Annotated in this window: 20 protein-coding genes; 16 read left to right on the top strand and 4 right to left on the bottom strand. The window is 74.5% G+C overall.

Going from position 1 to position 26489, the window contains the following annotated elements; genetic code table 11:
• Nucleotides 1-138 precede the first annotated feature (138 nt).
• From ACIQ9G_RS01515 to ACIQ9G_RS01500, 4 genes are all read left to right on the top strand, one after another.
• Nucleotides 139-3234 (top strand): beta-N-acetylglucosaminidase domain-containing protein, encoded by a 3096-nt coding sequence (locus ACIQ9G_RS01515; RefSeq protein WP_403604610.1) that lies wholly within the window; start codon nucleotides 139-141, stop codon nucleotides 3232-3234.
• 127 nt (nucleotides 3235-3361) lie between these two features.
• Nucleotides 3362-3895 (top strand): PadR family transcriptional regulator, encoded by a 534-nt coding sequence (locus ACIQ9G_RS01510; protein ID WP_403604607.1) that lies wholly within the window; start codon nucleotides 3362-3364, stop codon nucleotides 3893-3895.
• Nucleotides 3892-4581, top strand: a complete 690-nt coding sequence (locus ACIQ9G_RS01505) for an ABC transporter ATP-binding protein (protein ID WP_403604604.1) — start codon at nucleotides 3892-3894, stop codon at nucleotides 4579-4581. The genes ACIQ9G_RS01510 and ACIQ9G_RS01505 overlap by 4 nt, the downstream gene beginning before the upstream one ends.
• Nucleotides 4578-5948 (top strand): ABC transporter permease, encoded by a 1371-nt coding sequence (locus ACIQ9G_RS01500; protein WP_403604601.1) that lies wholly within the window; start codon nucleotides 4578-4580, stop codon nucleotides 5946-5948. Before ACIQ9G_RS01505 ends, ACIQ9G_RS01500 begins: the two co-directional genes overlap by 4 nt.
• A 90-nt stretch (nucleotides 5949-6038) precedes the next feature.
• Here ACIQ9G_RS01500 and ACIQ9G_RS01495 read toward each other — a convergent pair whose 3' ends face one another.
• Nucleotides 6039-6575: an HNH endonuclease gene (locus ACIQ9G_RS01495; protein ID WP_356180599.1), complete on the bottom strand. Its 537-nt coding sequence runs from the start codon at nucleotides 6573-6575 to the stop codon at nucleotides 6039-6041.
• A gap of 323 nt (nucleotides 6576-6898) precedes the next feature.
• Here ACIQ9G_RS01495 and ACIQ9G_RS01490 point away from each other — a divergent pair, with 323 nt between their 5' ends.
• From ACIQ9G_RS01490 to ACIQ9G_RS01435, 12 genes are all read left to right on the top strand, one after another.
• Entirely contained in the window at nucleotides 6899-7996 is a 1098-nt protein-coding gene (locus ACIQ9G_RS01490) for a mechanosensitive ion channel family protein (RefSeq protein ID WP_403604598.1), read from the top strand.
• A 204-nt stretch (nucleotides 7997-8200) separates the two neighbouring features.
• A complete protein-coding gene (locus ACIQ9G_RS01485; protein ID WP_403604595.1) occupies nucleotides 8201-9412 on the top strand; it encodes an ROK family protein in 1212 nt (403 codons plus the stop codon).
• A gap of 85 nt (nucleotides 9413-9497) precedes the next feature.
• Nucleotides 9498-10763 carry a 6-phospho-beta-glucosidase gene (locus ACIQ9G_RS01480; protein WP_403604592.1) on the top strand — a complete coding sequence of 422 codons (1266 nt, stop codon included), beginning with the start codon at nucleotides 9498-9500 and terminating at the stop codon, nucleotides 10761-10763.
• On the top strand, nucleotides 10754-11737 hold the full coding sequence (locus ACIQ9G_RS01475; protein ID WP_403604589.1) for an N-acetylglucosamine kinase: 984 nt from the start codon (nucleotides 10754-10756) through the stop codon (nucleotides 11735-11737). Before ACIQ9G_RS01480 ends, ACIQ9G_RS01475 begins: the two co-directional genes overlap by 10 nt.
• 203 nt (nucleotides 11738-11940) lie before the next feature.
• Nucleotides 11941-13398 carry a hypothetical protein gene (locus ACIQ9G_RS01470; RefSeq protein ID WP_403604586.1) on the top strand — a complete coding sequence of 486 codons (1458 nt, stop codon included), beginning with the start codon at nucleotides 11941-11943 and terminating at the stop codon, nucleotides 13396-13398.
• A gap of 14 nt (nucleotides 13399-13412) precedes the next feature.
• Nucleotides 13413-14432: a glutamate ABC transporter substrate-binding protein gene (locus tag ACIQ9G_RS01465; RefSeq protein ID WP_403604583.1), complete on the top strand. Its 1020-nt coding sequence runs from the start codon at nucleotides 13413-13415 to the stop codon at nucleotides 14430-14432.
• A 52-nt stretch (nucleotides 14433-14484) separates the two neighbouring features.
• On the top strand, nucleotides 14485-15819 hold the full coding sequence (locus ACIQ9G_RS01460; protein ID WP_403604580.1) for a hypothetical protein: 1335 nt from the start codon (nucleotides 14485-14487) through the stop codon (nucleotides 15817-15819).
• Nucleotides 15816-18365, top strand: coding sequence for a tetratricopeptide repeat protein (locus tag ACIQ9G_RS01455; RefSeq protein WP_403604577.1), 2550 nt, complete (start codon nucleotides 15816-15818; stop codon nucleotides 18363-18365). The genes ACIQ9G_RS01460 and ACIQ9G_RS01455 overlap by 4 nt, the downstream gene beginning before the upstream one ends.
• A gap of 3 nt (nucleotides 18366-18368) precedes the next feature.
• Complete coding sequence (locus ACIQ9G_RS01450) at nucleotides 18369-19745, top strand: protein phosphatase 2C domain-containing protein (protein ID WP_403604574.1); 1377 nt, start codon at nucleotides 18369-18371, stop codon at nucleotides 19743-19745.
• 136 nt (nucleotides 19746-19881) lie between these two features.
• Complete coding sequence (locus ACIQ9G_RS01445) at nucleotides 19882-21264, top strand: VWA domain-containing protein (RefSeq protein ID WP_403604571.1); 1383 nt, start codon at nucleotides 19882-19884, stop codon at nucleotides 21262-21264.
• 93 nt (nucleotides 21265-21357) lie between these two features.
• Complete coding sequence (locus tag ACIQ9G_RS01440; RefSeq protein ID WP_403604568.1) at nucleotides 21358-22683, top strand: FHA domain-containing protein; 1326 nt, start codon at nucleotides 21358-21360, stop codon at nucleotides 22681-22683.
• Nucleotides 22684-22932: 249 nt separating this feature from the next.
• Entirely contained in the window at nucleotides 22933-23337 is a 405-nt protein-coding gene (locus ACIQ9G_RS01435; RefSeq protein ID WP_403604565.1) for a globin, read from the top strand.
• 78 nt (nucleotides 23338-23415) lie between these two features.
• Here the strand turns inward: ACIQ9G_RS01435 and ACIQ9G_RS01430 are convergent, their stop codons facing one another.
• From ACIQ9G_RS01430 to ettA, 3 genes are read right to left on the bottom strand one after another with little or no spacing between them, the layout of a single operon-like run.
• Nucleotides 23416-24105: a hypothetical protein gene (locus tag ACIQ9G_RS01430; RefSeq protein WP_403604561.1), complete on the bottom strand. Its 690-nt coding sequence runs from the start codon at nucleotides 24103-24105 to the stop codon at nucleotides 23416-23418.
• Nucleotides 24102-24548 (bottom strand): acyl-CoA thioesterase, encoded by a 447-nt coding sequence (locus ACIQ9G_RS01425; RefSeq protein WP_403604558.1) that lies wholly within the window; start codon nucleotides 24546-24548, stop codon nucleotides 24102-24104. Before ACIQ9G_RS01425 ends, ACIQ9G_RS01430 begins: the two co-directional genes overlap by 4 nt.
• Nucleotides 24549-24550: 2 nt before the next feature.
• A complete protein-coding gene (ettA, locus tag ACIQ9G_RS01420; protein WP_403604555.1) occupies nucleotides 24551-26215 on the bottom strand; it encodes an energy-dependent translational throttle protein EttA in 1665 nt (554 codons plus the stop codon).
• Nucleotides 26216-26489: the final 274 nt, after the last annotated feature.

The following is a 26489-nucleotide window of genomic DNA, read 5'->3' as shown; positions in this document are numbered from 1 at the left end:
ACTGCTCACATTCCACTTTCTTCAGGCTGGGGTAAAAGCGACACAACGGCCACTCTCATTGACACCCCGGCGCCCGGATGGTGGGCTCGAAGCTCTTCGACACCGCCTTGGGGAAGGCCGACGAGGAGGAGGGGGTCCGTGCAGCTTCGGCGCGGGAAGGGGGCGGCCGCCCTCGCGTTCGCTGTCGTCGCCGGCACTCTGGGGGCCGCTCCGGCGGCCGTCGCGGCTCCGCCGGCGCCCGGCACGGAGACCACGAACCCGGAGCAGCCCGCCACGTCCTCCTCCGACGTCGCCGTGTGGCCGCGTCCGCAGTCCCTGCGGACGGCCGGCGGCACGGTCAGGGTCACCGACCAGGTCGCGCTGGTCACCGACGCGACGGCGGACCCGTACGCCCTGGAAGCGCTGCGCGCGCTGCTGCGCGGGGCCGGGGCGCGGACGATCACGGAGGTCGGCGCCGGTGAGCCGGTTCCGGCGGGTGCCCTGGTGGTGCGGGCGGACAGCGAGCGCCCGCACGGCGACCCGCGCCACGCCCTGCCCTCCGGCGGCTACCTCCTCACCGTGGACCGGGGCATCCCCGGCCAGGCCACCCCCGGCCAAGCCACCGCCGCAGGGGCCGTCATCGGTCCCGGCGTCACCGGACGGGGAGCCACCGCCGCCCCGGCCACCGTCACCCTCACCGGAGCCGGCGAGGACGGCCTCTTCCACGCCGTGCAGACGCTGCGGCAGCTGGTGCGCCCGGACGGGACGATCCCCCGGGTCACCGTCCGCGACTGGCCGGGCACCGCCGTGCGCGGCACCGCCGAGGGCTTCTACGGCACCCCCTGGACGCAGGAGCAGCGGCTCGGGCAGCTCGACTTCATGGGCCGGACCAAGCAGAACCGCTACCTCTACGCCCCCGGCGACGACCTCTACCGGCAGGAGCGCTGGCGCGAGCCGTATCCGGCCGGGCAGCGCGCGCGATTCCGCGAGCTGGCGGAGCGGGCCCGGCGCAACCACGTCACGCTCGCCTGGGCGGTGGCCCCCGGCCAGTCCCTGTGCTTCGCCTCGGACGCCGACGTCCGGGCGCTGACGCGGAAGCTGGACGCGATGTGGGCGCTCGGCTTCCGGGCCTTCCAGCTGCAGTTCCAGAACGTCAGCTACAGCGAGTGGCACTGCGGCGCGGACGCCGGGCGGTTCGGCTCCGGGCCCGAGGCGGCGGCGCGGGCGCAGGCGCGGGTGGCGAACGCGGTCGCCGGCCACCTGGCCGAGCGCCACCCCGGAGCGGCCCAGCTCTCCCTGATGCCGACCGAGTACTACGAGGACGGTGCCACGCCCTACCGGACGGCACTGGCTACCGCGCTGGGCCAGGAGGTCCAGGTCGCGTGGACGGGCGTGGGCGTGGTGCCCCGGACCATCACCGGACAGGAGCTGGCCGGGGCCCGGGAGGCCTTCGGGCACCCCCTGGTGACCATGGACAACTACCCGGTCAACGACTACGCCGAGGACCGCATCTTCCTCGGCCCCTACACGGGCCGCGAACCGGCCGTCGCCGGCGGCTCGGCGGCGCTGCTGGCCAACGCGATGGAGCAGGCGGAGGCGTCCCGCATCCCGCTGTTCACGGCGGCCGACTACGCCTGGAACCCGCGCGACTACCGCCCCGACGCCTCCTGGCGGGCGGCGATCGCCGATCTGGCGGGGGGCGACGGACGGCGCGCCGAGGCGCTGTCGGCGCTGGCCGGGAACGACGCCTCGTCGGTGCTCGGCGGTACCGAGTCGGCGTATCTGCGCCCGCTGATCGCGGCCCTGTGGCAGGCCCGGACGGGCACGGACCGGGCCGCGAACGACACCGCCGAGCAGCGGCTGCGCGCCGCCTTCGCGGTGCTGCGCGAGATGCCGCGGCGCCTGGCCTCGGACGCCGGGCTGGCGGCCGAGGTCGCCCCGTGGTCGGCGCAGTCGGCGCGCTACGGCGAGGCCGGGACGGTGGCGCTCGACATGCTGCGCGCCCAGCGCGCCGGTGACGCGGCGGCGGCCTGGACGGCGTACCGGACGCTGGGCCGGCTGCGGGCCGAGGTGCGGCGCGGCGGGGCGACCGTCGGCAAGGGCGTGCTGGACCCCTTCCTCGACCGGGCGGAGACGGCGTACGAGACCTGGGCGGGCCTGGCGCACGAGCCGGCCGCCGCTTTGGGCACCGCGGCGGACGGGCGCACGGTCCGCCTCCCGCACGCGCGCCCGCTGGCCGCCGTGACGGTGCTGGCGGATCCCGGCACCGGCGGCGACGTCGAGGTCCACGTCCCCGGGCAGGGCTGGCGCGGGGTCGGGACGCTGGCGCGGAGCGGGGCGACGGAATTCGGGGCCGGACAGCTCCCGGCGACCGGTGCGCGGACCCGCCCGCCGGCCGTCGCGCCGCCCTCGCCCACGACGTCGGGCGCCTGGACGCGGCCCCCGGCCGTGGTGCCGCCGCCGGCCGCCGGCACGCTCGTCGACGCGGTCCGGGTGACCGGGGCCGCCCCGTCCCGGGTGCGCCATCTGGTGCCGTGGTTCGCCGACTCCCCGGCGGTGCGGCTGGAGCCTGCGCGTACCGAGGTGGACGCGCAGATCGGCGGCACCCAGCGGGTGACGGCCGAACTGACCGCCCTGCGCCCGGCCGACGCCACCGGCCGGGTGACGGTCGAGGCGCCCAAGGGCATCACGGTCCACGCCCCGGCCGGGCCGCTCACGGTGCCGCGCGGCACGACGGTGACCGTGCCCGTCGAGGTGACCGTGCCGAAGGACGCGCCGTCCCGGCCGTACGAGGTCCGGGTCTCCTTCGCCGGGGTGACCCGCGCTCTCACGGTCCGCACCTTCCCGCGCACCGCGGGCCCCGACGTGGCCCGCACCGGCACCGCGAGCTCGTCCGGCGACGAGACCCCCGACTTCCCGGCGTCCGCGGCGAACGACGGCGCCCCGGGGACCCGCTGGTCCTCACCGGTCGACGACGGCGCCTGGTGGCAGGTCGAGCTGGCCGCCCCGGTGCGGCTCGGCCAGGTGGCGCTGCGCTGGCAGGACGCCTACCCCGCCGCGTACCGGGTCCAGGTCTCCGCGGACGGCCGCCGCTGGCGCACCGCCACGACCGTGCGGGACGGCCGGGGCGGCCGCGAGGTCCTGCGGATGGACGAGCGGGACGTGCGGTACGTGCGCGTGCAGGGCGACAAGCGGGCCACGCGATTCGGGTACTCGCTGTGGTCGGTGGAGGCGTACGCGGTCGCCGCCGACTAGCCTCTCCGCTCTCGGGCGGCCTCCCGGAGGCTTCTCCGGGGGTTCCTCCCGGAGGTTTCTTCCCTCGCCGGAGCTTTCTTCGCGCGGCTATTCACTCAGTACATATCTTGAGTACATAATGATCGTCATGAGCACCCGCCACATCCTGCTGGGGCTGCTCGCCGGAGGGCCGAGCCATGGCTACGACCTCAAGCGACGCCACGACGACCACTTCCCCGAGGCCCGTCCGCTGGCCTACGGGCAGGTCTACACGACCCTGCAGCGCCTGGTGCGCGACGGACTCGCCGAGGTGGAGGGCACCGACTCCGACGGCGGCCCGGAGCGGACCCTGTACCGCGTCACCGCCGAGGGCGTCCGGGAGGTCGCCGGCTGGGCGGCGCGGGTCACGCCTCCCGCGCCGTTCGTGACGAACGAGATCTTCGCCAAGGTCGTCGTCGCCGTCCTCACTGACGGCGACCCGGCCGCGCACCTGGCGGCGCAGCGGGCCGCCCACATGGCGCGGATGCGGGAGCTGACGGCGGTCAAGACCGCCCCCGGCGCCGCCCTGGCGACCGTCCTCTCGGCGGACTACGCCCTCAACCACCTCGACGCCGACCTGCGCTGGATGACCACCACTCAGGCCCGCCTCACCCATCTGACCACGGAGGTCGACCGAGCATGACCACCCCACGGGTGCCCCTTCTGGTGGCCCGAGACCTCGTCAAGACCCACGGCCGGAACCCGGCCCTGCGCGGCGCCGGTCTGGAACTGGGCGGCGGTGAGATCGTCGCCGTGACCGGTGCCAGCGGCAGCGGCAAGTCCACGCTGCTGCACTGCCTGGCCGGGATCGTCCGGCCGGACGAGGGCTCGGTGACGTACCGCGGGGAGCGCCTCGACACGCTGCCGGAGCGGCGCCTCGGCGAACTGCGCCGCACCGACTTCGGCGTGGTCTTCCAGTTCGGCCAGCTGATACCCGAGCTGACCGCCCTCGACAACGTGGCGCTGCCGCTGATGCTCGCCGGCACCGCGCGGGCGCGGGCCCGGGAGGAGGCCGGCACGTGGCTGGAGCGGTTCGGCGCCGGGGCACGGCGGGAGGCGCGTCCCGGGGAGCTGAGCGGCGGCGAGGCCCAGCGGGTGGCGCTGGCGCGGGCGCTGGTGACCGGTCCGCAGGTGGTCTTCGCGGACGAGCCGACCGGGGCGCTGGACTCGCTGGCGAGCGAGCAGGTGATGACGTCGCTCGTGCACGCGGCCCGCGCGTCGGGCACCGCGGTGCTGCTGATCACGCACGACGCCCAGGTCGCGGCGTACGCCGACCGCGAGGTGCGGTTGCGGGACGGCGTGACGGTTCCGCTGGGGGTGACCGCATGAGGTCCGACCTGCGGCTGGCCCGGCTGCTGATCCGGGGATCCGACCGGCACGAGTGGTGGCGGATCGCGCTCACGGCGGTGGGGGCCCTGTGCGCGACGGGACTCGGCCTCGCGGCGGCAACGCTCGCCTCGCTCCGCGGCCACTTCAGCGTGTCCGTGGGCGACGGCCTGCTGGACAACCCGGGCGAGCGGTCCGGGGTGATCGTCGTCCTGCTGCTCCTGCTGGTCCCGGTGCTCGGCTTCCTCGGCCAGTGCGCCCGGATCGGGGCGGTGCACCGCGACCGGCGGGCGGCTGCCCTGCTGCTGGCCGGCGCGGAGCCGGGCCGGGTCCGGCGGATCGCCGCGCTGGAGACCGGACTGGCCTGCCTGCTGGGCTCGGCGCTCGCCACCGCCGTCGCGGTGACGGTGCTGCTGGGCGCCTGGCAGCGCCCGTCCGCGCTCGCCTGGGCCGGGGTCGCGCTGGTGGCGGCCGGGGTGCCGGTGCTGGGCACGGCCGCCGGGGTGCTGGCGCTGCGCCGGGTGGTGGCCTCGCCGCTCGGCTGGGCACGCCGGACGCGGCCCGGGACGGGCCGGGGGCCGGGACTGCTGTTCCTGGGCGCGCTGCTGGTCGTGGCCGTGGCTGCGCCGGTGGCCGTCGCCAGTACGTCCTCCGGTGAGTCCGGCCGGCCGACGGGGACCGTGCCGCTGGTCCTGTTCGGGACGGTGCTCGTGGTCGGCGCGGGCGCCGTGCTCCTGGCGGGCGCCGTCTCCCGGCTGACCGGGCGGCTGCTCGCGGCCCGCACCGGGTCGGCGGCCGTGCTGATCGCGGCGGAGCGGCTGCGCGACGACCCGTGGGCGGCGGCCCGCACCCACGCTGCGGTGCTCCTGGTGACGGTCGTCGGGACCGGTTTCGCGGGCGTCCGGCAGGTGCTTCTCGCCGATCTGCGCGAGGCGCGCCGCTTGGGCCGACTGGGGATCGACATGTCCTTCTACACAACGGGGCTGGACCTCACCGCCCTCGCCGTCCTGGTCGCGCTCGCGATCACCGTCGCAGGGCTCGCCGTGGGCACCGCCGAGTCCGTGGTCACCCGGCGGCGCGGACTGGCCGCGCAGGTCGCCGCCGGGGTGCCACGCACGGTGCTGGCCCGGGCGCTGCTGCTGGAGACCGGCCTGCCGCTGGCCCCGGCCGTCCTGGCGGCGGGCGCGAGTGGCCTGGCCGTCGGCACCGGGTACGGCCGGCTGGTCTCCGGGGGCCACGCCGGCTGGTCGGTCCCCTACGCGGCACTGCTCGTCCCGCTCGGCGTGTACGCCGTCTGCCTGCTGGCCGCGGCCGCCTCCCTGCCCCTGCTCCAGCGCTCCACGCACCCGGCGGAACTGCGCTACGCCTGAGCGCACCCCGCGCCGGGGCGCGCGTGCCCGAGCGCGCCACCGTGCCCGAGCGCACCCCCGCGCCGCGCGGCCATACGAAAGCCCGGATCGTCAGGCGGAAATGCCGTCGATCCGGGCCAGGGCGTCGTCCGCGCCGAACGGCTGCAAGTAGGGCAGCCAGCGCGGGTCCCTATGCCCGGTGCCGATGATGCGCCAGGCCAGACCGGTGGGCGGCGCGGGCTTGTGACGCAGCCGCCAGCCCAGTTCGACGAGGTGGCGGTCGGCCTTGACGTGGTTGCAGCGGCGGCAGGAGGCCACCACGTTGTCCCAGACGTGCTTGCCCCCGCGTGAGCGCGGGATGACGTGGTCGACGCTGGTTGCGACGCCACCGCAGTACATGCACCGGCCGCCGTCACGCGCGAAGAGCGCCCGCCGGGTCAGCGGAACGGGCCCCCGGTAGGGAACCCGCACGAATCGCTTGAGCCGGACCACGCTGGGTGCGGGGACGGTGACGGTCGTGCTGTGCAGGAAGGCGCCGGACTCCTCGAGGCAGACCGCCTTGTTCTCGAGGACGAGGACCAGCGCGCGGCGGAGCGGTACGACGCCGAGTGGCTCGTACGACGCGTTGAGGACCAGGACATGCGGCACGGATGCCTCCTTGGGCGTCGGCGGCGCGTGGCTCGCGCCGGGACGATCTGCAGCCAGTCTCTCCTCATACCTGGTGGAGGCGCCACCATGTCCCGGTAACGGGCTGGGAGTGTTTTCGACCACATCCGTATTCATCCCCCACGGGGCGGCCCGTTCACACGGCCAGTTCAGGGGCGGTGGGCGCCGTACCTCCTCGGAAGTTCACGGGAATCGGCACACCGCGCCCCGATAATGTGGGGGCTCTGCCCGTCCGGTGACCTGATCGTGACCCAGACGACATTGACCGCCGCGCCGGAGGGCGGACGCATCTGGAGGTACCTGCCGTGTCCTTGCCCGCCGCCCTGCTGGCCGCAGGTCCGTCGCCGTCGCCGTCCCGGTCCGGGACGACGGACCCGGCGGTCCCCACGCTCCAGGACGCCCAGCAGAGCGCGACGGACGCCGCCGGCTGGGTCGAGCAGAACTGGTCGACCTGGCTGGCGATCGGTCTGCGGGTCCTGCTGATCCTGGTGATCGCGGCGGTGCTGAGAGTCGCGGTGCGGCGGGCGATCACCAAGCTCATCGACCGGATGAACCGCACCGCCGCGCAGGGGGCGGGCGGGACGGCGCTGGGCGGCCTGCTGGTGAACGCCGAGCGCCGCCGGCAGCGCTCCGCGGCGATCGGCTCGGTGCTGCGCTCGGTGGCGAGCTTCCTGATCGTCGGCACCGCGGCGCTGATGGTGCTGTCCACCTTCCAGATCAATCTGGCCCCGCTGCTGGCGTCGGCCGGTGTCGCCGGTGTGGCGGTCGGTTTCGGTGCCCGCAACCTGGTCACGGACTTCCTCTCCGGCGTCTTCATGATCCTTGAGGACCAGTACGGCGTCGGCGACACGATCGACGCGGGCGTCGCCTCCGGTGAGGTGATCGAGGTCGGGCTGCGCGTGACTAAGCTGCGCGGCGACAACGGCGAGATCTGGTACGTGCGCAACGGCGAGGTGAAGCGGATCGGCAACCTCTCGCAGGGCTGGGCGACGGCCGGGGTGGACGTGACCGTCAAGGCGGCCGAGGACCTGGACCGGGTCAAGGCCACGCTCGACGAGGTCGCCGAGAAGATGACCAAGGAGGAGCCCTGGAACGAGCTCCTGTGGAGCCCGATCCAGGTCCTCGGCCTGGACAGCGTCCTGCTCGACTCGATGGTGGTCCGCGTCTCCGCGAAGACCATGCCCGGCAAGGCCCTCTCGGTCGAACGGGAGCTGCGCTGGCGCGTCAAGCGCGCCTTCGACGCGGCCGACATCCGTATCGTCGGCGGCGCGACCGCCCCGGCGGAGGAGCAGCCCGCCGACCCGACGGCGACGGTGGCCGCGCCCTCGGTGTACTCCAATTCGGCGTCGCCGCAGTCGGAGGCGGCCACCCCTCTCACCGCGTCGCGGCCGACCCCGAAGTAGGCCGCACCTCCGCAGGCGGCACGACGCCCCCGCAGGCGACGACCTCCGTCGCCGCGGGGGCGTCGTCTCTCTTGACGCGCCCGCGCGCCGGGAATACGTTCCTCCCCTCGGAATAGGAAACTTTCCTGACAGTGCCGGCGGTGAGCGTCGCCGATCACCCGTGCCCGCGCGGACCGGGCAGCCGAAGGGGAGGTGGCACGACGCATGGCCGGAACCGCCGGTACGCCGGGCACCCCGCGCGTCCTGCGCGCCATGAACGACCGCGCCGCCCTCGACCTGCTCCTGGAGCACGGGCCGCTGTCCCGGACCCGGATCGGCAGGCTCACCGGCCTGTCCAAGCCGACCGCCTCGCAGCTCCTGGCCCGCCTGGAGGCCGCGGGGCTGGTCCTGGCCACCGGCACCACCGAGGGCCGGCCCGGCCCCGGCGCCCAGCTGTACGCGGTCAACCCGGCCGCCGCGTACGCGGCCGGGCTGGACGTGACGCCCGAGCGGATCCTCGCCGCCGTCGCCGACGTCACCGGCCGCACGGTCGGCACGTACGAGCTGCCCACCCCCGGCCGGGGCCCGGGCCGGCCCGTCGTCCGGCAGGTCACCGACGCCCTCGACGGCGCGGTGAAGGCGGCCGGCCTGTCCCGGGCCGACGTCCACCGGCTCGTCATCGGCACCCCCGGCGCCTTCGACCCCCGCACCGGCCGTCTGCGCTACGCCTCCCACCTGCCCGGCTGGCACTCCCCCACCCTGCTCGAAGAACTGGCCGCCGCGCTGCCCGTGCCGGCCGAGTACGAGAACGACGTCAACCTCGTCGCCCTGGCCGAGCAGCGGCTCGGCGCGGCCCGCGGCCACCGGGACTTCGTCCTGCTGTGGAACCAGGAGGGCCTCGGCGCCGCCCTCGTCCTCGGCGGCCGGCTGCACCGCGGCTGGACCGGTGGCGCCGGCGAGGTCGGCTTCCTGCCGGTGCCCGGCGCGCCGCTGGTCCGCCGGGTGACCAGGGCCAACAGTGGCGGCTACCAGGAGCTGGCGGGCTCCCGGGCGCTGCCGGAGCTGGCCCGGCGGCTCGGCGTCGAGGGCGTGCCCACCGGCCCGCACGCGGAGGCCGCCGCCGCGCTGCTCGCCCGCGCCGCCGACCACGCCACCGGCCCCCACCACGAGCTGCTGCGCGCGTACGCGACCCGGCTCGCCACCGGTCTCGCCTCCCTCGTCTCCGTCCTCGACCCCGAGCTCGTCGTCCTCGGCGGCGCCGCCCTCACCTCCGGCGGCGAGGTGCTGCGCGCGCTCGTCCAGGCCGAGCTGGCGGAGCTGGCCGCCTCGCGCCCGCGGCTCGTCGTCGGCGAGGTCCGCGAACAGCCGGTGCTGCGCGGGGCGTTGGAGAGCGCGCTCGCCGCCACCCGCGACGAGGTCTTCGACACCGCGCGCTGACCGCCGTAGACCTCTCCTGTTCTCTTCGCCCGGAAGGCGTTCGCCGAGGGCGTCACGCTCACCGGAGTGAAGGGTTGAACCGCCTGTGAAACTCACCGTGGTCGGCGGAGGCTCGACCTACACCCCCGAACTCGTCGACGGCTTCGCCCGTCTGCGGGACACCCTGCCCGTCGAGGAGCTGGTGCTCGTCGACCCGGCCGCGGACCGCCTGGAGTCGGTGGGCGGCCTGGCCCGGCGCATCCTGGCCCGGCAGGGCCACGGCGCCCGGATCGTCACCACCTCCGACCTGGACGCGGGCGTCGAGGGCGCGGACGCGGTCCTGCTCCAGCTCCGCGTCGGCGGGCAGGCCGCCCGCGAGCGGGACGAGACCTGGCCGCTGGAGTGCGGCTGCGTCGGCCAGGAGACGACGGGCGCGGGCGGCCTCGCCAAGGCCCTGCGCACGGTCCCGGTGGTGCTGGACATCGCCGAACGGGTCCGCCGTACCAACCCGCGGGCCTGGATCATCGACTTCACCAACCCGGTCGGCATCGTCACCCGCGCCCTGCTCCGAGCGGGGCACCGGGCGGTCGGCCTGTGCAACGTGGCGATCGGCCTGCAGCGGAAGTTCGCCGCCCTGCTGGACCTCTCCCCCGGGGACGTCCACCTGGACCACGTGGGCCTGAACCACCTCACCTGGGAGACCGGGGTGCGCCTGGGCGGCCCCGAGGGCGAGGACGTCCTGCCCGGGCTGCTGGCCGGGCACGGCGACCGCATCGCCGAGGACCTCCGCCTGCCCCGCACGCTCCTGGACCGCCTCGGCGTGGTCCCCTCCTACTACCTGCGCTACTACTACGCGCACGACCAGGTCGTCGACGAACTGCGCACGAAACCGTCCCGGGCCGCCGAAGTGGCCGCGATGGAGCGGCAGCTGCTGGAGATGTACGGCGACCCGGCGCTCGACGAGAAGCCGGCCCTGCTCGCCCGGCGCGGCGGGGCCTACTACTCGGAGGCGGCGGTGGACCTGGCGGCGGCCCTGCTCGGCGGGGGAGGCAGCCCGTACCAGGTGGTGAACGCCCCCAACCGGGGCACGCTGCCCTTCCTCCCCGACGACGCGGTGATCGAGGTGCAGGCGGCGGTGGGCCCGAAGGGGGCGGCCCCGTTGCCGGTGGCCGCCGTGGACCCGCTGTACGCGGGCCTGATGGCGCACGTGACGGCGTACGAGGACCTCGCCCTGGAGGCGGCGCTGCGCGGCGGCCGCGACCGGGTGTTCCGCGCCCTGCTCGCCCACCCGCTGATCGGCCGGTACGCCCTCGCCGAGGCCCTGACCGACCGGCTGATCGCGCACAACCGGGAGCATCTCCCGTGGGCATGACCGCGAGCGTCCTCGCCGTCGACGCGGGCAACAGCAAGACCGACGTCGCCGTCGTCGCGGCCGACGGAACCGTCCTCGGCACGGCCCGCGGCGGCGGGTTCCGCCCGCCGGCCGTGGGTGTCGAGGCGGCGGTGGACGCGCTGGAGGAGGCGGTGGAGGAGGCGATGGGGCGGGCCCGCGCGGCGGCCGGCGTCACCGCCGTCTCCCATGTCTCGGCCTGCCTGGCCAACGCCGATCTCCCGGTGGAGGAGGAGCGGCTGGCGGCGGCCCTGCACGCGCGCGCGTGGGGCGCGACGGTCGAGGTGCGCAACGACACGTTCGCGATCCTGCGCGCGGGCGTGGCCGAGCCGCGCGGGGTCGCGGTGGTCTGCGGCGCCGGCATCAACTGCGTCGGCATGTGCCCCGACGGACGCACCGCCCGCTTCCCGGCACTCGGCCGCGTCTCCGGGGACTGGGGCGGCGGCTGGGTACTGGCGGAGGAGGCGCTGTGGCACGCCGCCCGCTCGGAGGACGGCCGCGGGGCGCCCACGGCGCTGGCGCGCACGCTCCCGGCCCACTTCGGGCTCGGCTCGATGTACGCCCTCGTCGAGGCACTGCACCTCGGCCACGTCGGCGCCCACCGCCGGCACGAGCTGTCCCCCGTCCTGTTCGCCACGGCGGCGGCCGGTGACGCGGTGGCGCGCGCCCTCGTGGACCGGCTCGCCGAGGAGGTCGTGGTGATGGCGGCGGTGGCGCTGACCCGGCTGGGCCTGCTGGACGAGGAGACGCCGGTGCTGCTCGGCGGGAGCGTCCTGGCCGCGCGGCACCCGCGGCTGGACGACCGCGTCCGCGCGCTGCTGGCGGAACGCGCCCCGAAGGCCGTGCCGCACGTGGTCACCGCGCCTCCGGTGCTGGGCGCGGCGCTGCTGGGCCTGGACCACGTGGGAGCGCCGGCCGGGGCGCGGTCGAGGGTGCGGGCGCACTTCGAGCGGTGAGCGTCCGCACCGCCTCCCCGCCATGGGAACCGAACCGATCCCCCCGGCGTATTCATGGGCGGGGGGTGGTGCGCAGTGGCGTGCCGTGCGCCCTCCGCGAGGGGACCGCGCTGCGATCGGATCAAGATCGGGCGAAGGCCGGTGCGGATGTCGGCCCCGGCAGCGATACTTGCGGCGACGGATGACCATGGGGGAGGTCAGCAGTGACACACCCGCCGAACAGCGGTGCGGCGCCCGCGGGTTCCGTCCTGCCCACGATGCCCGCCGTTCCACCGCAGCCCGGCCCGTCGCCCGTCCCCCCGGCACCCGTGCCGCCGGGTCCGCCCGAGCCGCCGCGGCGCACCGCGTTCGCCGAGGGCGTCGACCGGCTGCGCGCCGCCGCCACCACCGAGCCCGGCCGGCTGCGCATCATCGGCGCCGTCCTCGCCCTCCTCGTGGTGGCCTTCGGGGCCGTCACCGCCTGGCAGACGACGGACCGGGCCACCGCCGCCGACGACGTGCTGCACAGCAGCCAGCCGCTCAGCTCCGACGCCGCCGACATCTACCGCTCGCTCGCCGACGCCAACACCATGGCGACCAGCGGCTATCTCGCGGGCCTGCAGGAGACCACCGCCACCCGCGAGCGCTACGAGAGCGACGTGCGCACGGCGGCCGCGAAGCTCGTCACGGCCGCCGCCAACTCCGACCCGGGCTCGCCGTCCGCGGCCACCATCACCCGGCTCAACGAACTCCTGCCGCGCTACAAGGGCCTGGTGGAGTCCGCCCGCGCCAACAACCGGCAGGGCTTCCCGGTCGGCGGCGCCTACCTGCGCACCGCGAACGACACGATGCAGAATCAGATGCTCCCGGCGGCCGAGGACCTCTACCAGAAGGAGAACCAGCGCCTGCGCGCCGACTACGCGGACGCGACCCCCTACCCGTGGGCCGCGATCGCGCTCGGTGTCCTCGCCCTCGCCGCGCTGGCCTGGGCCCAGCACCGCAACTACCGGCGCACCAACCGGGTGCTGAACCACGGTCTGGTGGCCGCCTCCGCCGCCACCGCCGTGGTGCTGCTGTGGGTCGTCGTCGGCCACACCGTCGCCCGGTCCGGCCTCAACGGCTCCTACGCGCACGGCGTCCGCTCGCTCAGCGTGCTGCACGACGCCCGCATCGCCTCCCTGAAGGCCCGCAGCGACGAGAACCTGACCCTGGTCAGCCGCGGCGCGGAGACGAAGAAGCTGCCGGACGGCACGGTCATGGACGCCTACGACTGGGCGTACGACCAGGAGATCGCCGCCCTGGGCAGAACGCTCGCCCGGGCCGGCGCCCTCGCGGACGACTCGGCCGGGGTGAAGCCGGTGAAGGTCGCCGGCCAGTCGATGAAGGTGTGGAAGTCCCGGCACGCGCTGGCCCGCCAGGCCAACGACTCGGGCGACTACCAGAAGGCGCGCGACAAGGTCATCGGCACCGCCGCCGCCGACCAGTCGACCGGCGAGTGCTTCGACAACGTGGACACATCGCTGAAGTCGGCGCTCGCCCACGAGACCGGCGAGTTCCAGCAGGCCGCCGGCGACGGCCGGGCCGCGATGACCGGCCTGACCGCGGGCTCCGCGGCGCTCGCCGTCCTCGCCGCGGCCGGAGCCCTGCTCGGCATCGGGCGACGGCTGTCGGAGTACCGGTGAAAGGGGGCGTGACGATGCGAGCACGACGTCTGCGGGCCGGCCTGAAGGGCTGGGGCGGGGTCGGGGCGATGGCGGCCGTCTGCGCCCTCGCGCTGGCGCTCGTCCTGCTGCTGCCGCTCACCCGCCCGCACGACCGCCCCGACGGCGTCCCGTCCGGCGGCGGGCGGACGGCCCACGCCACCCAGGCCAGGGCCGGCGACTGCAAGGACGGCGACGCCCAGAACCGCAGCCCGGCCCCGTCGGGCGCCGACGGCGAGACGGTGCGGGCCATCAAGGAGCGCGGCTACCTCACGGTCGGCGTCGACCAGAACAGCTACCGCTGGGGCTACCGCAACCCGAACAACTCCTCGGGCGAGCTGGAGGGTTTCGACATCGACCTCGCCCACCGCATCGCCAGGGACATCCTCGGCGACGAGACGAAGGTCCAGTTCAAGGCCATCCCCACCAACGAGCGGATCCCCGCGATCCGCAACGGCCGGGTCGACATGGTGGTCCGCACCATGACGATCAACTGCGACCGCCTGGGCGACGTGGCCTTCTCCGCGCCCTACTTCCTGACCGGCCAGCAGGTGCTCGCCCCGAAGACGTCGACGATCAAGGGATACGACGCGTCGCTCGCCGGCCGCAGGATCTGCTCGGCCAGCGGCTCCACGGCCCACGACCGCCTGGCCGCGGACCGCGCGTCCGGCAAGATCCCCGCCTCCGCCGACATCTCCACCACCGTGCCCAACCAGCTGGACTGCCTGGTGCGGCTGCAACTCGGCGAGGTGGACGCGGTGGTGACCGACGGTGCGCTCGCCGCCAGCCAGGCCGCGCAGGACCCGGCGGTGGCCCTGAAGGGCGACACCTTCACAAAGGAGTACTACGGCGTGGCGATGAATCTGCGCGCCGAGGATCTGGTACGCCGGGTCAACCGCGTGCTGGAGGACTACCGCAGGGACGGGGGCTGGAAGGCGTCGTACGACAAGTGGCTTTCCCCCACGCTGGGTAGGGACTCGGAGTCGGCGACTCCGCCGGCGGCGAGCTACCGGTGACCGCCGGCCGCACCCCTGTACGACGGACCGCACGAGCAGCGAGAGGTGATCGATGGGCGTCACGGACCCCGCCGGGCCGGTGATGGACCGGGACGAGGTGGACCGTGCGCTGGCGCGGCTCGGCGCGGAGCACGAGGCGATCGAGACCTCGCTCCTCGCCCTGCAGGACCACGCGGGCCGCAGACTTCTCGAGGGCGCCGAGCTGACCGGCCGCACCAAGGAGCGCTGGGCGGCCGCGGAGGCGTCGATCACGCTGCTGTGGGCGTACTTCGACGCGTACACCGGCGCGCTGCGCACCGCCCGCGAGATCCGCGCCCGGCGCCGCTGGTCCAGCCGTGAGGACCTGGTGGAGCTGACCGAGCTGCTGCGCGGCGAGTCGGTCACGGTCGCCGGCGCGGCCACCGCCGCCGCCACCGCGAACGCGCCGACGCTCCACGGCGGCGCGGCCCGGCTCAGCGAGCGGTTCTCCCTGACGGCGCTCGTGGACCGGATGAACGACCTGTACGCGACGAGCCTCGACATGGTGGTCGCCGCCGACGCCGTGTGGTCGGCGCTGCCCGCCCGGATAGATTTACTGGCCGCGGAGCTTCAGCGCACCCGCAAGCTCGCGCACTCCGTCGGCGTGCGCCCCGGCGAGCACCCGGCCGGCGACGACCTGGAGCACATCACGCGCACGCTGACGAAGCTGCGCGCGGAGGTCGTCTCCGACCCGCTCGCCTTCTGGGTCCCGGCGCAGGGCAGTTCGGCACCGGGCGGCGGCCGCCCGGACACCACGGTGTACGACGGTGAGGCGCGGGCCCTGGAGGAGGTGCGCCGGGAGATCGACGCCGTGCTCTCCGTCCGGCAGGACGCCGAGCAGCGGCTGATCAAGCTGCGGGACCTGCTCTCCCGCGCGGACCGCACGCTCGCCGAGGCGCGCACCGCGCGCGGCGAGGTCCTGGCGAAGATCGCCGCGACGGAGGTGCCGGTGGTCGGCGGCCCGCCGACCGTGCTGCAGGAACAGCTGGCGACGGCCGCCGAGTACCGCAGACAGGCCCAGTGGCACCGGTTGTCCCCGCTCCTGGAGTCGCTGGAGCAGAAGGCGGAGGACGAACTGCTGCGGGCGCGCGAGTCGTTGACCGCGGTGACCGCGCCGCTGGCGGTGCGCGCCGAGCTGCGCGGCCGTCTCGACGCGTACCGGGCGAAGGTGGCCCGGCACGGGCTGGCGGAGGACCCGCTGCTGGTGGAGCGGTACGACGCGGCGCGCCGCATGCTGTGGAGCGCGCCGTGCGACCTGCGGGTCGCCGAGCAGGCCGTGCTGCGATACCAGCGGGCGGCCGCCGAACTGCTGGGCGCCCCGCGGGTGCCGGAGCAGGGCGGGCCCGAGGACGGGAGGGGGGAGTCATGAGCCAGGCGGGGCAGACCTGTCAGCGGCCGGGCTGCGGCGGCGCCTACGAGGACGTGGGCGGCGGCGAGCTGTACTGCGACACCTGCGGGCTGGCGCCGGTGGTCTCGGCGAACGGCTCGGTGAGCCTGCCACCCACCGGCGTCACCGGCGGCGGCGGGGACTCGGGCGGTTCGGGCAGCGGGAGTTCCCCCTCCAGCGCCCGCAGCGCCCGGACCTCCTCGCAGTCCTCCAGGTCGCGCCGCTCGGTGTCGGGCCGGCTCTCGCGTTCCCTCTCGGGGCGTACCGGCGGCCGCTCGGTGTCGGTGCGCGGCTCCGGCACGGGTTCGGGCAGCAGCGGCCGCGGCCGGCTGGGCGCGGGGCTGGTGCAGGTGCCGCAGGTGCCGCGGCCCGATCCGCGTTCGGTGGTGCTGGAGAACCCCGAGGTGCCGGAGCGGAAGCGGTTCTGCTCGCGCTCGGACTGCGGGGCTCCGGTGGGGCGGGGCCGCGGGGACCGGCCCGGCCGGACGGAGGGCTTCTGCACCAAGTGCGGCCACCCGTACTCGTTCGTGCCCAAGCTGCGGGCCGGTGACATCGTGCACGGCCAGTACGAGGTCGCGGGCTGTCTGGCGCACGGCGGCCTCGGCTGGATCTATCTCGCGGTGGACCGCGCGGTGGCCGACCGCTGGGTGGTGCTCAAAGGCCTGCTGGACACCGGGGACCAGGACGCGATGGCGGCGGCGATCTCCGAGCGGCGCTTCCTCGCGGAGATCGAGCACGCCAACATCGTGCGGATCTACAACTTCGTGGAGCACCTGGACCAGCGCACGGGCTCCCTCGACGGCTACATCGTGATGGAGTACGTCGGCGGCAAGTCGCTGAAGGAGATCGCCAACTCCCGCCGCACCCCGGACGGCAGGCGCGAGCCGCTGCCGGTGGAGCAGGCCTGCGCGTACGGCATCGAGGCCCTGGAGGCGCTAGGCCACCTGCACAGCCGCAACCTGCTCTACTGCGACTTCAAGGTCGACAACGCGATCCAGACCGAGGACCAGCTCAAGCTGATCGACATGGGCGCGGTGCGCCGGATGGACGACGAGGAGTCGGCCATCTACGGCACGATCGGCTACCAGGCGCCGGAGGTCGCGGAGGCCGGCCCGTCGGTGGCGAGCGACCTGTACACGGTCGGCCGTACGCTCGCCGTGCTCACCTTCGACTTCCAGGGCTACACGAACGTCTTCGTGGACTCCCTGCCCGACCCCGACCACATCGAGGTCTTCCGCCACTACGAGTCCTTCTACCGGCTGCTGGTCCGCGCCACGGACCCGGACCCGGCCCGCCGGTTCTCCTCCGCGCAGGAGATGGCGGAGCAGCTCACGGGCGTCCTGCGGGAGGTCGTCTCCCTGCAGACGGGACACGCCCGGCCCGCGCTGTCGACCCTGTTCGGCCCCGAACTGAAGGTGACCGACACGGAGTTGTTCCCGAGGCTGGACGGGGACGTGTCACGGCTGGGGGCCCGGGCGCTGCCCGCGCGCCGCCGGGCGGGCGCGCCCGCCGTCACGGCCGGGGGCCCCGGGGCACCGGGCGGGGCGGCCGGGGTCGCGCCCGGCATCGGCGCGCCGGGCACCGTGAGCCTGGTGAAGCCCGTGCACACCCCGGCCGCGGCCCTCGCCCTCCCGGTTCCGCACGTCGCCCCGTCGGACCCCAACGCGGGTTTCCTCGCCGGTCTGCTGACGTCCTCGCCCGGGGAACTGGTCCAGGCCCTCGCGGCGGCGCCGGCCCCCTCGCCCGAGACCCGGCTGCGCCAGGTCCGCGCCTGGCTGGAGACCGGCGAGTCGGCCACCGCGCTGCGGGGGCTGCGTTCGCTGGAGGAACAGGACCCCGACGACTGGCGGATCGTCTGGTACCGGGGCGTGGCCTCCCTCGTCACCGGCGACCACGAGGAGGCGGCCCTCGCCTTCGACGCGATCTACGACGCCTTCCCGGGCGAGGTCGCCCCGAAGCTGGCGCTCGGCCTGTGCGCGGAGGTGCTCGGCCAGCTCGACAACGCCGCCGAGTACTACCGGCTGGTGTGGTCGACCGACCCCAGCCATGTCAGCGCCGCGTTCGGCCTGGCCCGGGTCCAGCTGGCCGCCGGTGACCGGCGGGCCGCCGTACGGACCCTGGAGTCGGTGCCGGAGGCGTCCGTCCACTGCACCGCCGCGCGGGTGGCGGCCGTACGGGCGCGGCTGCGGCACCGGACGGCCGTCGCGTCCGACACGCCGTTCCTGGAGGATCTGACCGCCGCCGCGCGGCAGGTGGAGGCCCTGGAGGCGTACGGTCTGGACCCGGCGCGGCGCGAGCAGTTGTCGGCGGAAGTCCTCGGCTGCGCCCTGGACTGGATACTCTCCGGAGGTGGGGCTTCCGGCCCGGCCTCCCGGCGGGTGCTGCTCGGCAGCGACCTGGACGAGCGGGGCCTCCGCTTCGGCCTGGAGCGTTCGTACCGCATGCTGGCCCGGCTGGCGCCCGGCGGCGAGGAGAGGATCGACCTGGTGGAACGTGCCAACCGTTACCGCCCCCGGACGTGGGTGTAATCGATGTCGCAGACGCACCAGTTGTCCGCCTGCCCGAGCTGCAGGGAGCCCCTCGAGTCGGGTGACCGTTTCTGCGGCGCGTGCGGATACGACCTGTCCGCGGCCGCCGCGCCCTCGCCCGACACGCCGACGCTGACCATGCGCGACGGGGCGGTGCTGCCACACCCCGCCGCGCCCGGCGACGGCGGCGCCGGGTGGCCCGCCGCCGGCCCGCCGGACGCCTCCGGGGCCCCGGCCTCCGCTCATCTGCCGTCGGACCTGCCGGGCACGGACTCGGGCGGCTCGCCCCTGTCGCCGGGCGCGGCCCGGCCGCAGCCACCGGCCACCGGTTCGCCGGACTCCCCGGCCTCCGGCGTCCGCTTCGACCGCCCGGCCGAGCCCGAGGAGTACCCGCTCCAGGCGCCGGACCCGCGTCCGGCGGCCGGCCAGGCCGCGCCGGCCGAGGGCGGGACACCGGCCGAGGGCGCCGCGGTGTGCGTGGCCTGCCGGGCGGGCCGGGTCGACAGCGACGGCTACTGCGAGAACTGCGGGCACGCCCAGCCGCGCGAGCGGGACCACATGGAGCAGGAGTCGGGTCCGGTGGCCGCGGTCAGCGACCGGGGCCTGCGCCACCACCGCAACGAGGACGCGTTCGCCGTCGGCGGCACCGCGCTGCCCGACGGCTCCCCCGCGCTCATCGCGGTCGTCTGCGACGGCGTCTCCTCGGCGACCCGCCCGGACGACGCCTCACTGGCCGCCTCCCGGGCGGCGAGCGAATCCCTGCTGGCCGCGCTGCCCCGCGGCACCCACCCGCAGCAGGCCATGCACGAGGCGATCGTCGCCGCCGCGCAGGCGGTCGAGGCGCTCGCCGAGGAGCCCGCGACGGCCCGCGAGCACGCCCCCCACCAGAACGCGCCGGCCTGCACGTTCGTCGGCGCGGTGGTCACCGCGGGCCTGCTGGTCGTCGGCTGGGTCGGCGACTCCCGCGTCTACTGGGTCCCGGTGGACCGCGACGCACCCCCGGCCCGGCTCACCGAGGACGACTCCTGGGCGGCGCAGATGGTCGCCGCGGGCCTGATGAGCGACGCGGAGGCGTACGCCGACGAGCGCGCCCACGCGATCACCGGCTGGCTCGGTGCGGACGCCTACGAACTGGAGCCGCACACCGCCTCCTTCAAGCCGGACCGGCCGGGTGTGGTCGTGGTCTGCTCCGACGGGCTGTGGAACTACGCGGAGACGGCCGAGGAGATGGCCGAGGCGGTCCCGCTCGACGCCGCCGTGCGCCCTCTGCACAGCGCGCGGGTGCTGGTCGGCCACGCCCTGGACGGCGGGGGCCACGACAACGTAACAGTGGCCGTCCTGCCGTTCCCGGCGCCGTCGCAGGGGGCAGGATCGGCCTGAGGGCGTACACCGGGAGGGACGACGGCAATCCCGGCGCACCCCTTGGCACGGGGAAGCTCCTGCGGCCCGGAGGGGACCGGTCCGCTCACTGTCGTCGCCCCCGCCCGCGGGGGGCATGAGGGGGATCCGATAAGGCATGGCCAATTTCTCGAAGTCGAACGTGCCGCAGTTCTCGGTGGACGTGTACCAGAACGAGTACCTGCCGGAGGGCGGCCGCGAGGTCAACGCGATCGTCACGGTGTCGGCGACCGGGGGCGGCACGATCGGGAGCGCGGTCACGGCACCGCATCTGTACGCGCCCGGCCAGGGCCCGTCCGCGGCCGTCGCGATCATGGTCGACTGCTCGGGCTCGATGGACTACCCGCCGACGAAGATGCGCAACGCCCGCGACGCCACGGCCGCCGCGATCGACACCCTGCGCGACGGCGTGCACTTCGCGGTGATCGGCGGCACGCACGTCGCCAAGGAGATCTACCCGGGCGCCGGCCGGCTCGCGGTCGCCGACGCCACCACCCGCGACCAGGCCAAGCAGGCGCTGCGCAAGCTCGCCGCGGGCGGCGGCACGGCCATCGGCACCTGGCTGCGGCTGGCCGACCGGCTGCTGTCGTCGGCGGACGTCGCCATCCGGCACGGCATCCTGCTCACCGACGGCCGCAACGAGCACGAGTCGCCCCAGGACCTCAAGGCCTCGCTGGACGCCTGCGCCGGACGGTTCACCTGTGACGCCCGGGGCGTGGGCACCGACTGGGAAGTGAAAGACGTCACAGGGATCGCCTCCGCGCTCCTCGGCACCGCCGACATCGTCGCCGATCCGGCGGCCCTCGCCGCCGACTTCACGCACATGATGGAGACCGCGATGGGCAAGGAGGTCGCGGACGTCGCCCTGCGGGTGTGGACGCCGGTCGGCAGCACCATCCGGTTCGTCAAGCAAGTCGCGCCCACGGTCGAGGAGTTGACGGAACGCCGTACCGAGGCCGGGCCGCGCGCGGGCGACTACCCCACCGGGTCGTGGGGCGACGAGTCCCGCGACTACCACCTCTGCGTACGGGTCCCCGAGGCCCAGGTCGGCCAGGAGATGCTCGCCGCGCGCATCTCCCTGGTCGTGCCGCAAGCTGGGGGCACCTCCCGCTCGAGCGAAGTCGAGAGTGCGGGAGGAACGGCGCAAAACCTCGGCGCCCAGGGCCTGGTACGGGCGGTGTGGACCGACGACATGGCCGCCTCCACCTCGATCAACCCCCAGGTGGCCCACTACACCGGCCAGGCCGAACTGGCCCAGGCCATCCAGCAGGGCCTCGAACTCCGCAAAGCGGGCGATTTCGATGGAGCGACCGCCAAACTGGGCCGGGCCGTACAGCTCGCCGGCGCCTCCGGGAACGCGGATACTGCGAAACTCCTTGCGAAGGTGGTGGACGTGGTCGATGCGGCGACGGGTACTGTGCGACTGAAGGCGAAGGTCGCGGAGGCCGACGAGATGACTCTCGAGACTCGGTCCACCAAGACCGTTCGCGTGAAGAAGTGAGCCGGAGGAGACTCCGGCACCAGCGAGCCCGGCCCCTCGGGGTGGGAGAAATCCGGCCGTAGCGGCCGGAAGAGGAAAGGGGGAAGCGCCGACATGCCGACCTGCCCGAACGGACACCAGTCGGGTTCCGACGACTGGTGCGAGGTCTGCGGTCACCGCATGGCCGGTGCCGTGCCTCCGCCTCCCCCGCCGCCCCCGGTCGGCGGCTACGGCTTCCCGCCCGCGCCGGGCCCCGGCGGCCCCGGTCATCCCGGTGGCCACGGTCAGCCCGGTGGCCACGGTCAGCCCGGTGGGCCCGCGGGGCGTTCGCACCTGTCCGCCGTGCCGGACGCCGAGCCGGAGCTCTGCCCGCAGTGCCGCACGCCCCGCGAGGGCGGCGCGCCGTTCTGCGAGGAGTGCCGGTGGAACTTCCTGACGAACACGGCGACCTCGTACACCCCGGCCGCGCCGCGCCCGCCGGCGCCCGGCCCGGGCGCCCGCTTCCCGCAGCCGCCCGGCCCCGCCTTCGGCGGTGGCGGCGACGCGTTCGACTACCAGAGCTCCCGGCCCTCGCAGGTGAACCGGCCCGCCGAGCCGATCCCGCCGGGCCCGCCGTTCGGCACCGAGCCGCCGGGCCGTCCCGGTGGGCCGGGCGGTCCTGGCGGCCCCGGATCTTCGGGCTTCGGCCAGGACTCCGGTTTCCCCGGCCCGTCCGGCCCCTCCCACTTCGGCCCCGACCCCTCGCGGCCGGTTCCGCCGCCCGGCCCGACGCCGCCCGCCGGTCCCGGGGCCCCTGGTGGCGCCCCGCAGGCGTTCCAGCCGTCCGGTCCGCCGGCCCCGCCCGGCTTCCCGCAGGAGACGAACCGGCCGCAGCCGGGCGCGCCGTCCTTCGGCGGTGACGACGACTGGGTGATCTCGCCGCCGTCGTCCACCTCCCCGGGCGGTCCCGGCGGCCGGGGCGGGTACGGCTATCCGCAGCCCGGCTCCACGCAGGCCCCGCCCACGTCCGGCTTCCCGCACCAGCCGCAGCAGCCGGCGACCTGGACGGCGACCATCGGTCCGGACCGCGAGTACTTCATGGCGATGATGCACCGCTCCGGCCCCGAGGCCGCGGGCCTGAACCTGCCGGCGTACTCGCCCGAGCAGCAGCGCACGCTCACCGGCAACCAGGTCACCATCGGCCGCCGCCGGCACTCCACCGGCGACACCCCCGACATCGACCTGTCGGTGCCGCCGGAGGACCCGGGCGTCTCGCACCAGCACGCGGTGCTGGTGCAGCAGCCGGACGGCGGCTGGGCGGTCGTCGACCAGAACTCGACGAACGGCACCACGGTCAACGGCTCGGAGGAGCCGATCCAGCCCTTCGTCCCGGTACCGCTGCAGGACGGCGACCGGGTCCACGTCGGCGCCTGGACGACGATCACCGTCCGGCGCGGCTAGGACCCGTCCCGACCAGGGCCCTCGGACCGGGAGGGGCCTCCACCCGGCCCCTCCGGGTGGTCCGGCCACGTCCACCGGCGGGCCGGCCGCGCACGGTGGTCCCCCACCGTGCGCACGGCGGCCGTCCCTCCCGCTCCCCCGGGCGTACGCCTCCCGCGGGCCGACGCTCGGGGCCGCGGGCATTCCGCCGCCGGACGGGGTGGACGTAGGGCTTGAGTCCTCGGCCCGGCGGTCTGAGACCATGGACGGGTGAAAGAGATTCCGCGCGGCACGCTTCAGGAGCAGACCTTCTACGAGCAGGTCGGCGGGGAGGAGACCTTCCGCCGGCTCGTCCACCGTTTCTACGAGGGAGTCGCCGGGGATCCGGAACTGCGGGCCATGTACCCGGAGGAGGACCTGGGCCCGGCCGAGGAGCGTCTGCGGCTGTTCCTGATGCAGTACTGGGGCGGCCCGACGACGTACAGCGAGCGGCGAGGTCATCCCCGGCTGCGGATGCGGCACGCGCCCTTCACCGTCGACCGGGCGGCGCACGACGCCTGGCTGAGGCACATGCGGACCGCCGTCGACGAGCTCGGCCTGTCGCCGGAGCACGAGCAGACGCTGTGGAACTACCTGACCTACGCGGCCGCGTCGATGGTGAACACCCCCGAGTGACCCGCTCCCCGCACCGGGGGGTGCCGGGTCGCGCCGCGTCCCTCCCTCCGCGCACCGCACGACGCTGTGCCGGAGGACTCAGCGGACGCTGACGCCCAGCGGGCCGAGACCCGCTCGCCGGACCGCGATCGATCCGTACGGGGTGCGCAGCCGGAGCCACGCGCCCGACGCGAACAGCTCCGCCGGGGCCTCCTCGCCCTCGGCGGCCCGCGCGGCCCTCAGGAACCCCAGGGACTGGGCCGCGTGCACGGCCCGCACGGGCAGGGGGGTCTCCCCGACCGGCCGGGACCAGATTTCCCGCCCGATCCGGTCCAGTTCGGCCCGCGTCCGCCGCTCGGACGCCAACTCCTCCGTCCGGGAACGGAACTCGGCGACGACGGCGGCGACCGTCGCGCGCAGGGAGTCCGCCGGCGGCAGCCCCGGCTCAGACCGCCAGCCGCCGCGCGGCGGGAGCACGCCCGCCCAGGGCGGCCCGGTCACCGCAACCGGCACTTGGGCGGTGGCCGCCGGCTCGTCCACCGACTCCAGGAACTCGCCCGCGGAGACGGTCCGGTCGAGGGTGATGTCGAGCCCGTTCTCGTAGGGCTTGGCGAGCCGGACCGTGCGCACCGCCAGGACCTCGAAGGAGGCGGGCCGCCCGAAGACCGCGAGCGCCGTGCCCGCCGCCTGCAGCCGCACGGCGGCGGAACGGTCGTAGTGGAGCAGCCGGGAGAGGAAGGCCGCGAGGTCCGCCGCCTCCCTCTCGTCGGCGAGGTGGAGGGCCGTCATGCGGCGACGGCCCCCTCCTCGTCGTCCTCGCCCTCGGTTCCGTCCGCGCCGCCGGCGTCGTCCCGGTACTCCTCGAGGAACTCCCGTTCCTCCGCGGTGATCCGGCGCGGCCGCTGCGCCTCGAAGTCGAACGGCACGATCACCGTCGAGGCCCGCACGTAGACCTGGTCGCCGTCCTTGACCTCGTAGGTGAGGGTGAAGGACGCCGCCCTGATCTCCGTGACCCACAGCTCGATGTCCACCGGCGCGTGCCGGTGGACGAGCTGGCGTTTGTAGTCGATCTCGTGACGCGCCACCACGGACCCCTGCTTGAACTCCTTGTCCGGGCGGAACAGGAAGTCGATACGGGCCTCCTCCAGATAGCGGAGGAACACCACGTTGTTGACGTGGCCGTACGCGTCCATGTCCGCCCAGCGCAGGGGGCAGCGGTAGATGTGGCGCAAGATCAGCCCCGGGTCAGCTTCTTGTAGGTGGCGCGGTGCGGACGGGCCGCGTCGGGGCCGAGCCGCTCGATCTTGTTCTTCTCGTACGACTCGAAGTTGCCCTCGAACCAGAACCACTTGGAGTCGCCCTCGTAGGCGAGGATGTGCGTCGCCACGCGGTCCAGGAACCAGCGGTCGTGGGAGACGACCACGGCGCAGCCGGGGAACTCCAGCAGCGCGTTCTCCAGGCTCGACAGGGTCTCGACGTCGAGGTCGTTGGTGGGCTCGTCGAGGAGCAGCAGGTTGCCGCCCTGCTTCAGGGTGAGCGCCAGGTTCAGGCGGTTGCGCTCACCGCCGGAGAGGACACCGGCCGGCTTCTGCTGGTCCGGACCCTTGAAGCCGAAGGCGGAGACGTACGCCCGCGAGGGCATCTCGACCTGGCCGACGTTGATGTAGTCCAGCTCGTCGGAGACGACGGCCCACAGCGTCTTCTTCGGGTCGATGTTCTCGCGGCTCTGGTCGACGTAGGAGATCTTGACGGTCTCGCCGACCTTGATGTCGCCCGAGTCGGGCGTCTCCAGGCCCTGGATCATCTTGAACAGGGTGGTCTTGCCGGCGCCGTTCGGGCCGATGACACCGACGATGCCGTTGCGCGGCAGGGTGAAGCTGAGGTCGTCGATGAGGACCTTCTCGCCGAAGGCCTTGTTGAGCTTGCTGACCTCGACGACGACGCTGCCCAGACGCGGGCCCGGCGGGATCTGGATCTCCTCGAAGTCCAGCTTCCGCATCTTCTCGGCCTCGGCGGCCATCTCCTCGTAGCGGGCCAGACGCGCCTTGGACTTGGCCTGACGCCCCTTGGCGTTGGACCGCACCCACTCGAGCTCTTCCTTCAGACGCTTCTGCCGCTTGGCGTCCTTCGCGCCCTCGACCTTGAGGCGGGTGGCCTTGGTCTCCAGGTACGTCGAGTAGTTGCCCTCGTACGGGAAGGCGCGGCCGCGGTCGAGCTCCAGGATCCACTCGGCGACATTGTCCAGGAAGTACCGGTCGTGGGTGATCGCCACGACGGTGCCCTCGTACTTGGCCAGGTGCTGCTCCAGCCAGTTCACGGACTCGGCGTCGAGGTGGTTGGTGGGCTCGTCGAGGAGCAGCAGGTCGGGCTGCTCGAGCAGCAGCTTGCAGAGCGCGACGCGGCGCTTCTCACCACCGGAGAGGTTGGTGACGGGCCAGTCGCCGGGCGGGCAGCCGAGGGCGTCCATGGCCTGCTCGAGCTGCGCGTCGAGGTCCCAGGCGTTGGCGTGGTCGAGGTCCTCCTGGAGCTTGCCCATCTCGTCGAGCAGCGCGTCCGAGTAGTCGGTCGCCATCAGCTCGGCGATCTCGTTGAACCGGTCGAGCTTGCCCTTGATCCCGGCGACGCCGTCCTGGACGTTCTCCAGGACCGTCTTCTCCTCGTTCAGCGGGGGCTCCTGCAGCAGGATGCCGACGCTGTACCCGGGTGAGAGGAAGGCGTCACCGTTGGAGGGCTGCTCCAGCCCCGCCATGATCTTCAGCACGGTCGACTTACCGGCACCGTTCGGGCCGACGACGCCGATCTTCGCACCCGGAAGGAAGCTCAGGGTGACGTCGTCGAGGATCACCTTGTCGCCGTGCGCCTTGCGCGCCTTGCGCATGGTGTAAATGAACTCAGCCAAGAGAAACCGTCCGGCAGCTTGAAATCTGGCAGTGGGCAGATACACCCCATCTTGCCCGACCGCCACCCCTCGGGGGAAACCCGTATGACCGAAGGGCTCTGACCTGCGGCTTCACGGTTGGCATCCGCAGCTCGACTGTCACTGTCGGTCGTCGACGAGTGACCTCGGGCGCCCTCGCACGGCCCACAGACGGCCCCGTACATGACGGGTGATCTCGGCTCCTTCCACTGTCAGCGCGGGCGGCTGTGGTGCGATCGCCGTCGAGGGTGAGGCT

The sequence above is a fragment of the Streptomyces sp. NPDC096152 genome (assembly GCF_044763235.1).
In the GTDB taxonomy this organism is placed as follows: domain Bacteria; phylum Actinomycetota; class Actinomycetes; order Streptomycetales; family Streptomycetaceae; genus Streptomyces.
This window is presented reverse-complemented; position numbering and strand designations above follow the sequence as displayed.

Bases quoted from the DNA above. Each gene is read 5' to 3' on its own strand.
- ACIQ9G_RS01510 (WP_403604607.1), top strand. From the start codon at position 3,362: ATGAGCACCCGCCACATCCTGCTGGGGCTGCTCGCCGGAGGGCCGAGC.
- ACIQ9G_RS01505 (WP_403604604.1), top strand. From the start codon at position 3,892: ATGACCACCCCACGGGTGCCCCTTCTGGTGGCCCGAGACCTCGTCAAG.
- ACIQ9G_RS01500 (WP_403604601.1), top strand. From the start codon at position 4,578: ATGAGGTCCGACCTGCGGCTGGCCCGGCTGCTGATCCGGGGATCCGAC.
- ACIQ9G_RS01485 (WP_403604595.1), top strand. From the start codon at position 8,201: ATGGCCGGAACCGCCGGTACGCCGGGCACCCCGCGCGTCCTGCGCGCC.
- ACIQ9G_RS01465 (WP_403604583.1), top strand. From the start codon at position 13,413: ATGCGAGCACGACGTCTGCGGGCCGGCCTGAAGGGCTGGGGCGGGGTC.
- ACIQ9G_RS01460 (WP_403604580.1), top strand. From the start codon at position 14,485: ATGGGCGTCACGGACCCCGCCGGGCCGGTGATGGACCGGGACGAGGTG.
- ACIQ9G_RS01455 (WP_403604577.1), top strand. From the start codon at position 15,816: ATGAGCCAGGCGGGGCAGACCTGTCAGCGGCCGGGCTGCGGCGGCGCC.
- ACIQ9G_RS01450 (WP_403604574.1), top strand. From the start codon at position 18,369: ATGTCGCAGACGCACCAGTTGTCCGCCTGCCCGAGCTGCAGGGAGCCC.
- ACIQ9G_RS01445 (WP_403604571.1), top strand. From the start codon at position 19,882: ATGGCCAATTTCTCGAAGTCGAACGTGCCGCAGTTCTCGGTGGACGTG.
- ACIQ9G_RS01440 (WP_403604568.1), top strand. From the start codon at position 21,358: ATGCCGACCTGCCCGAACGGACACCAGTCGGGTTCCGACGACTGGTGC.
- ACIQ9G_RS01430 (WP_403604561.1), bottom strand. From the start codon at position 24,105: ATGACGGCCCTCCACCTCGCCGACGAGAGGGAGGCGGCGGACCTCGCG.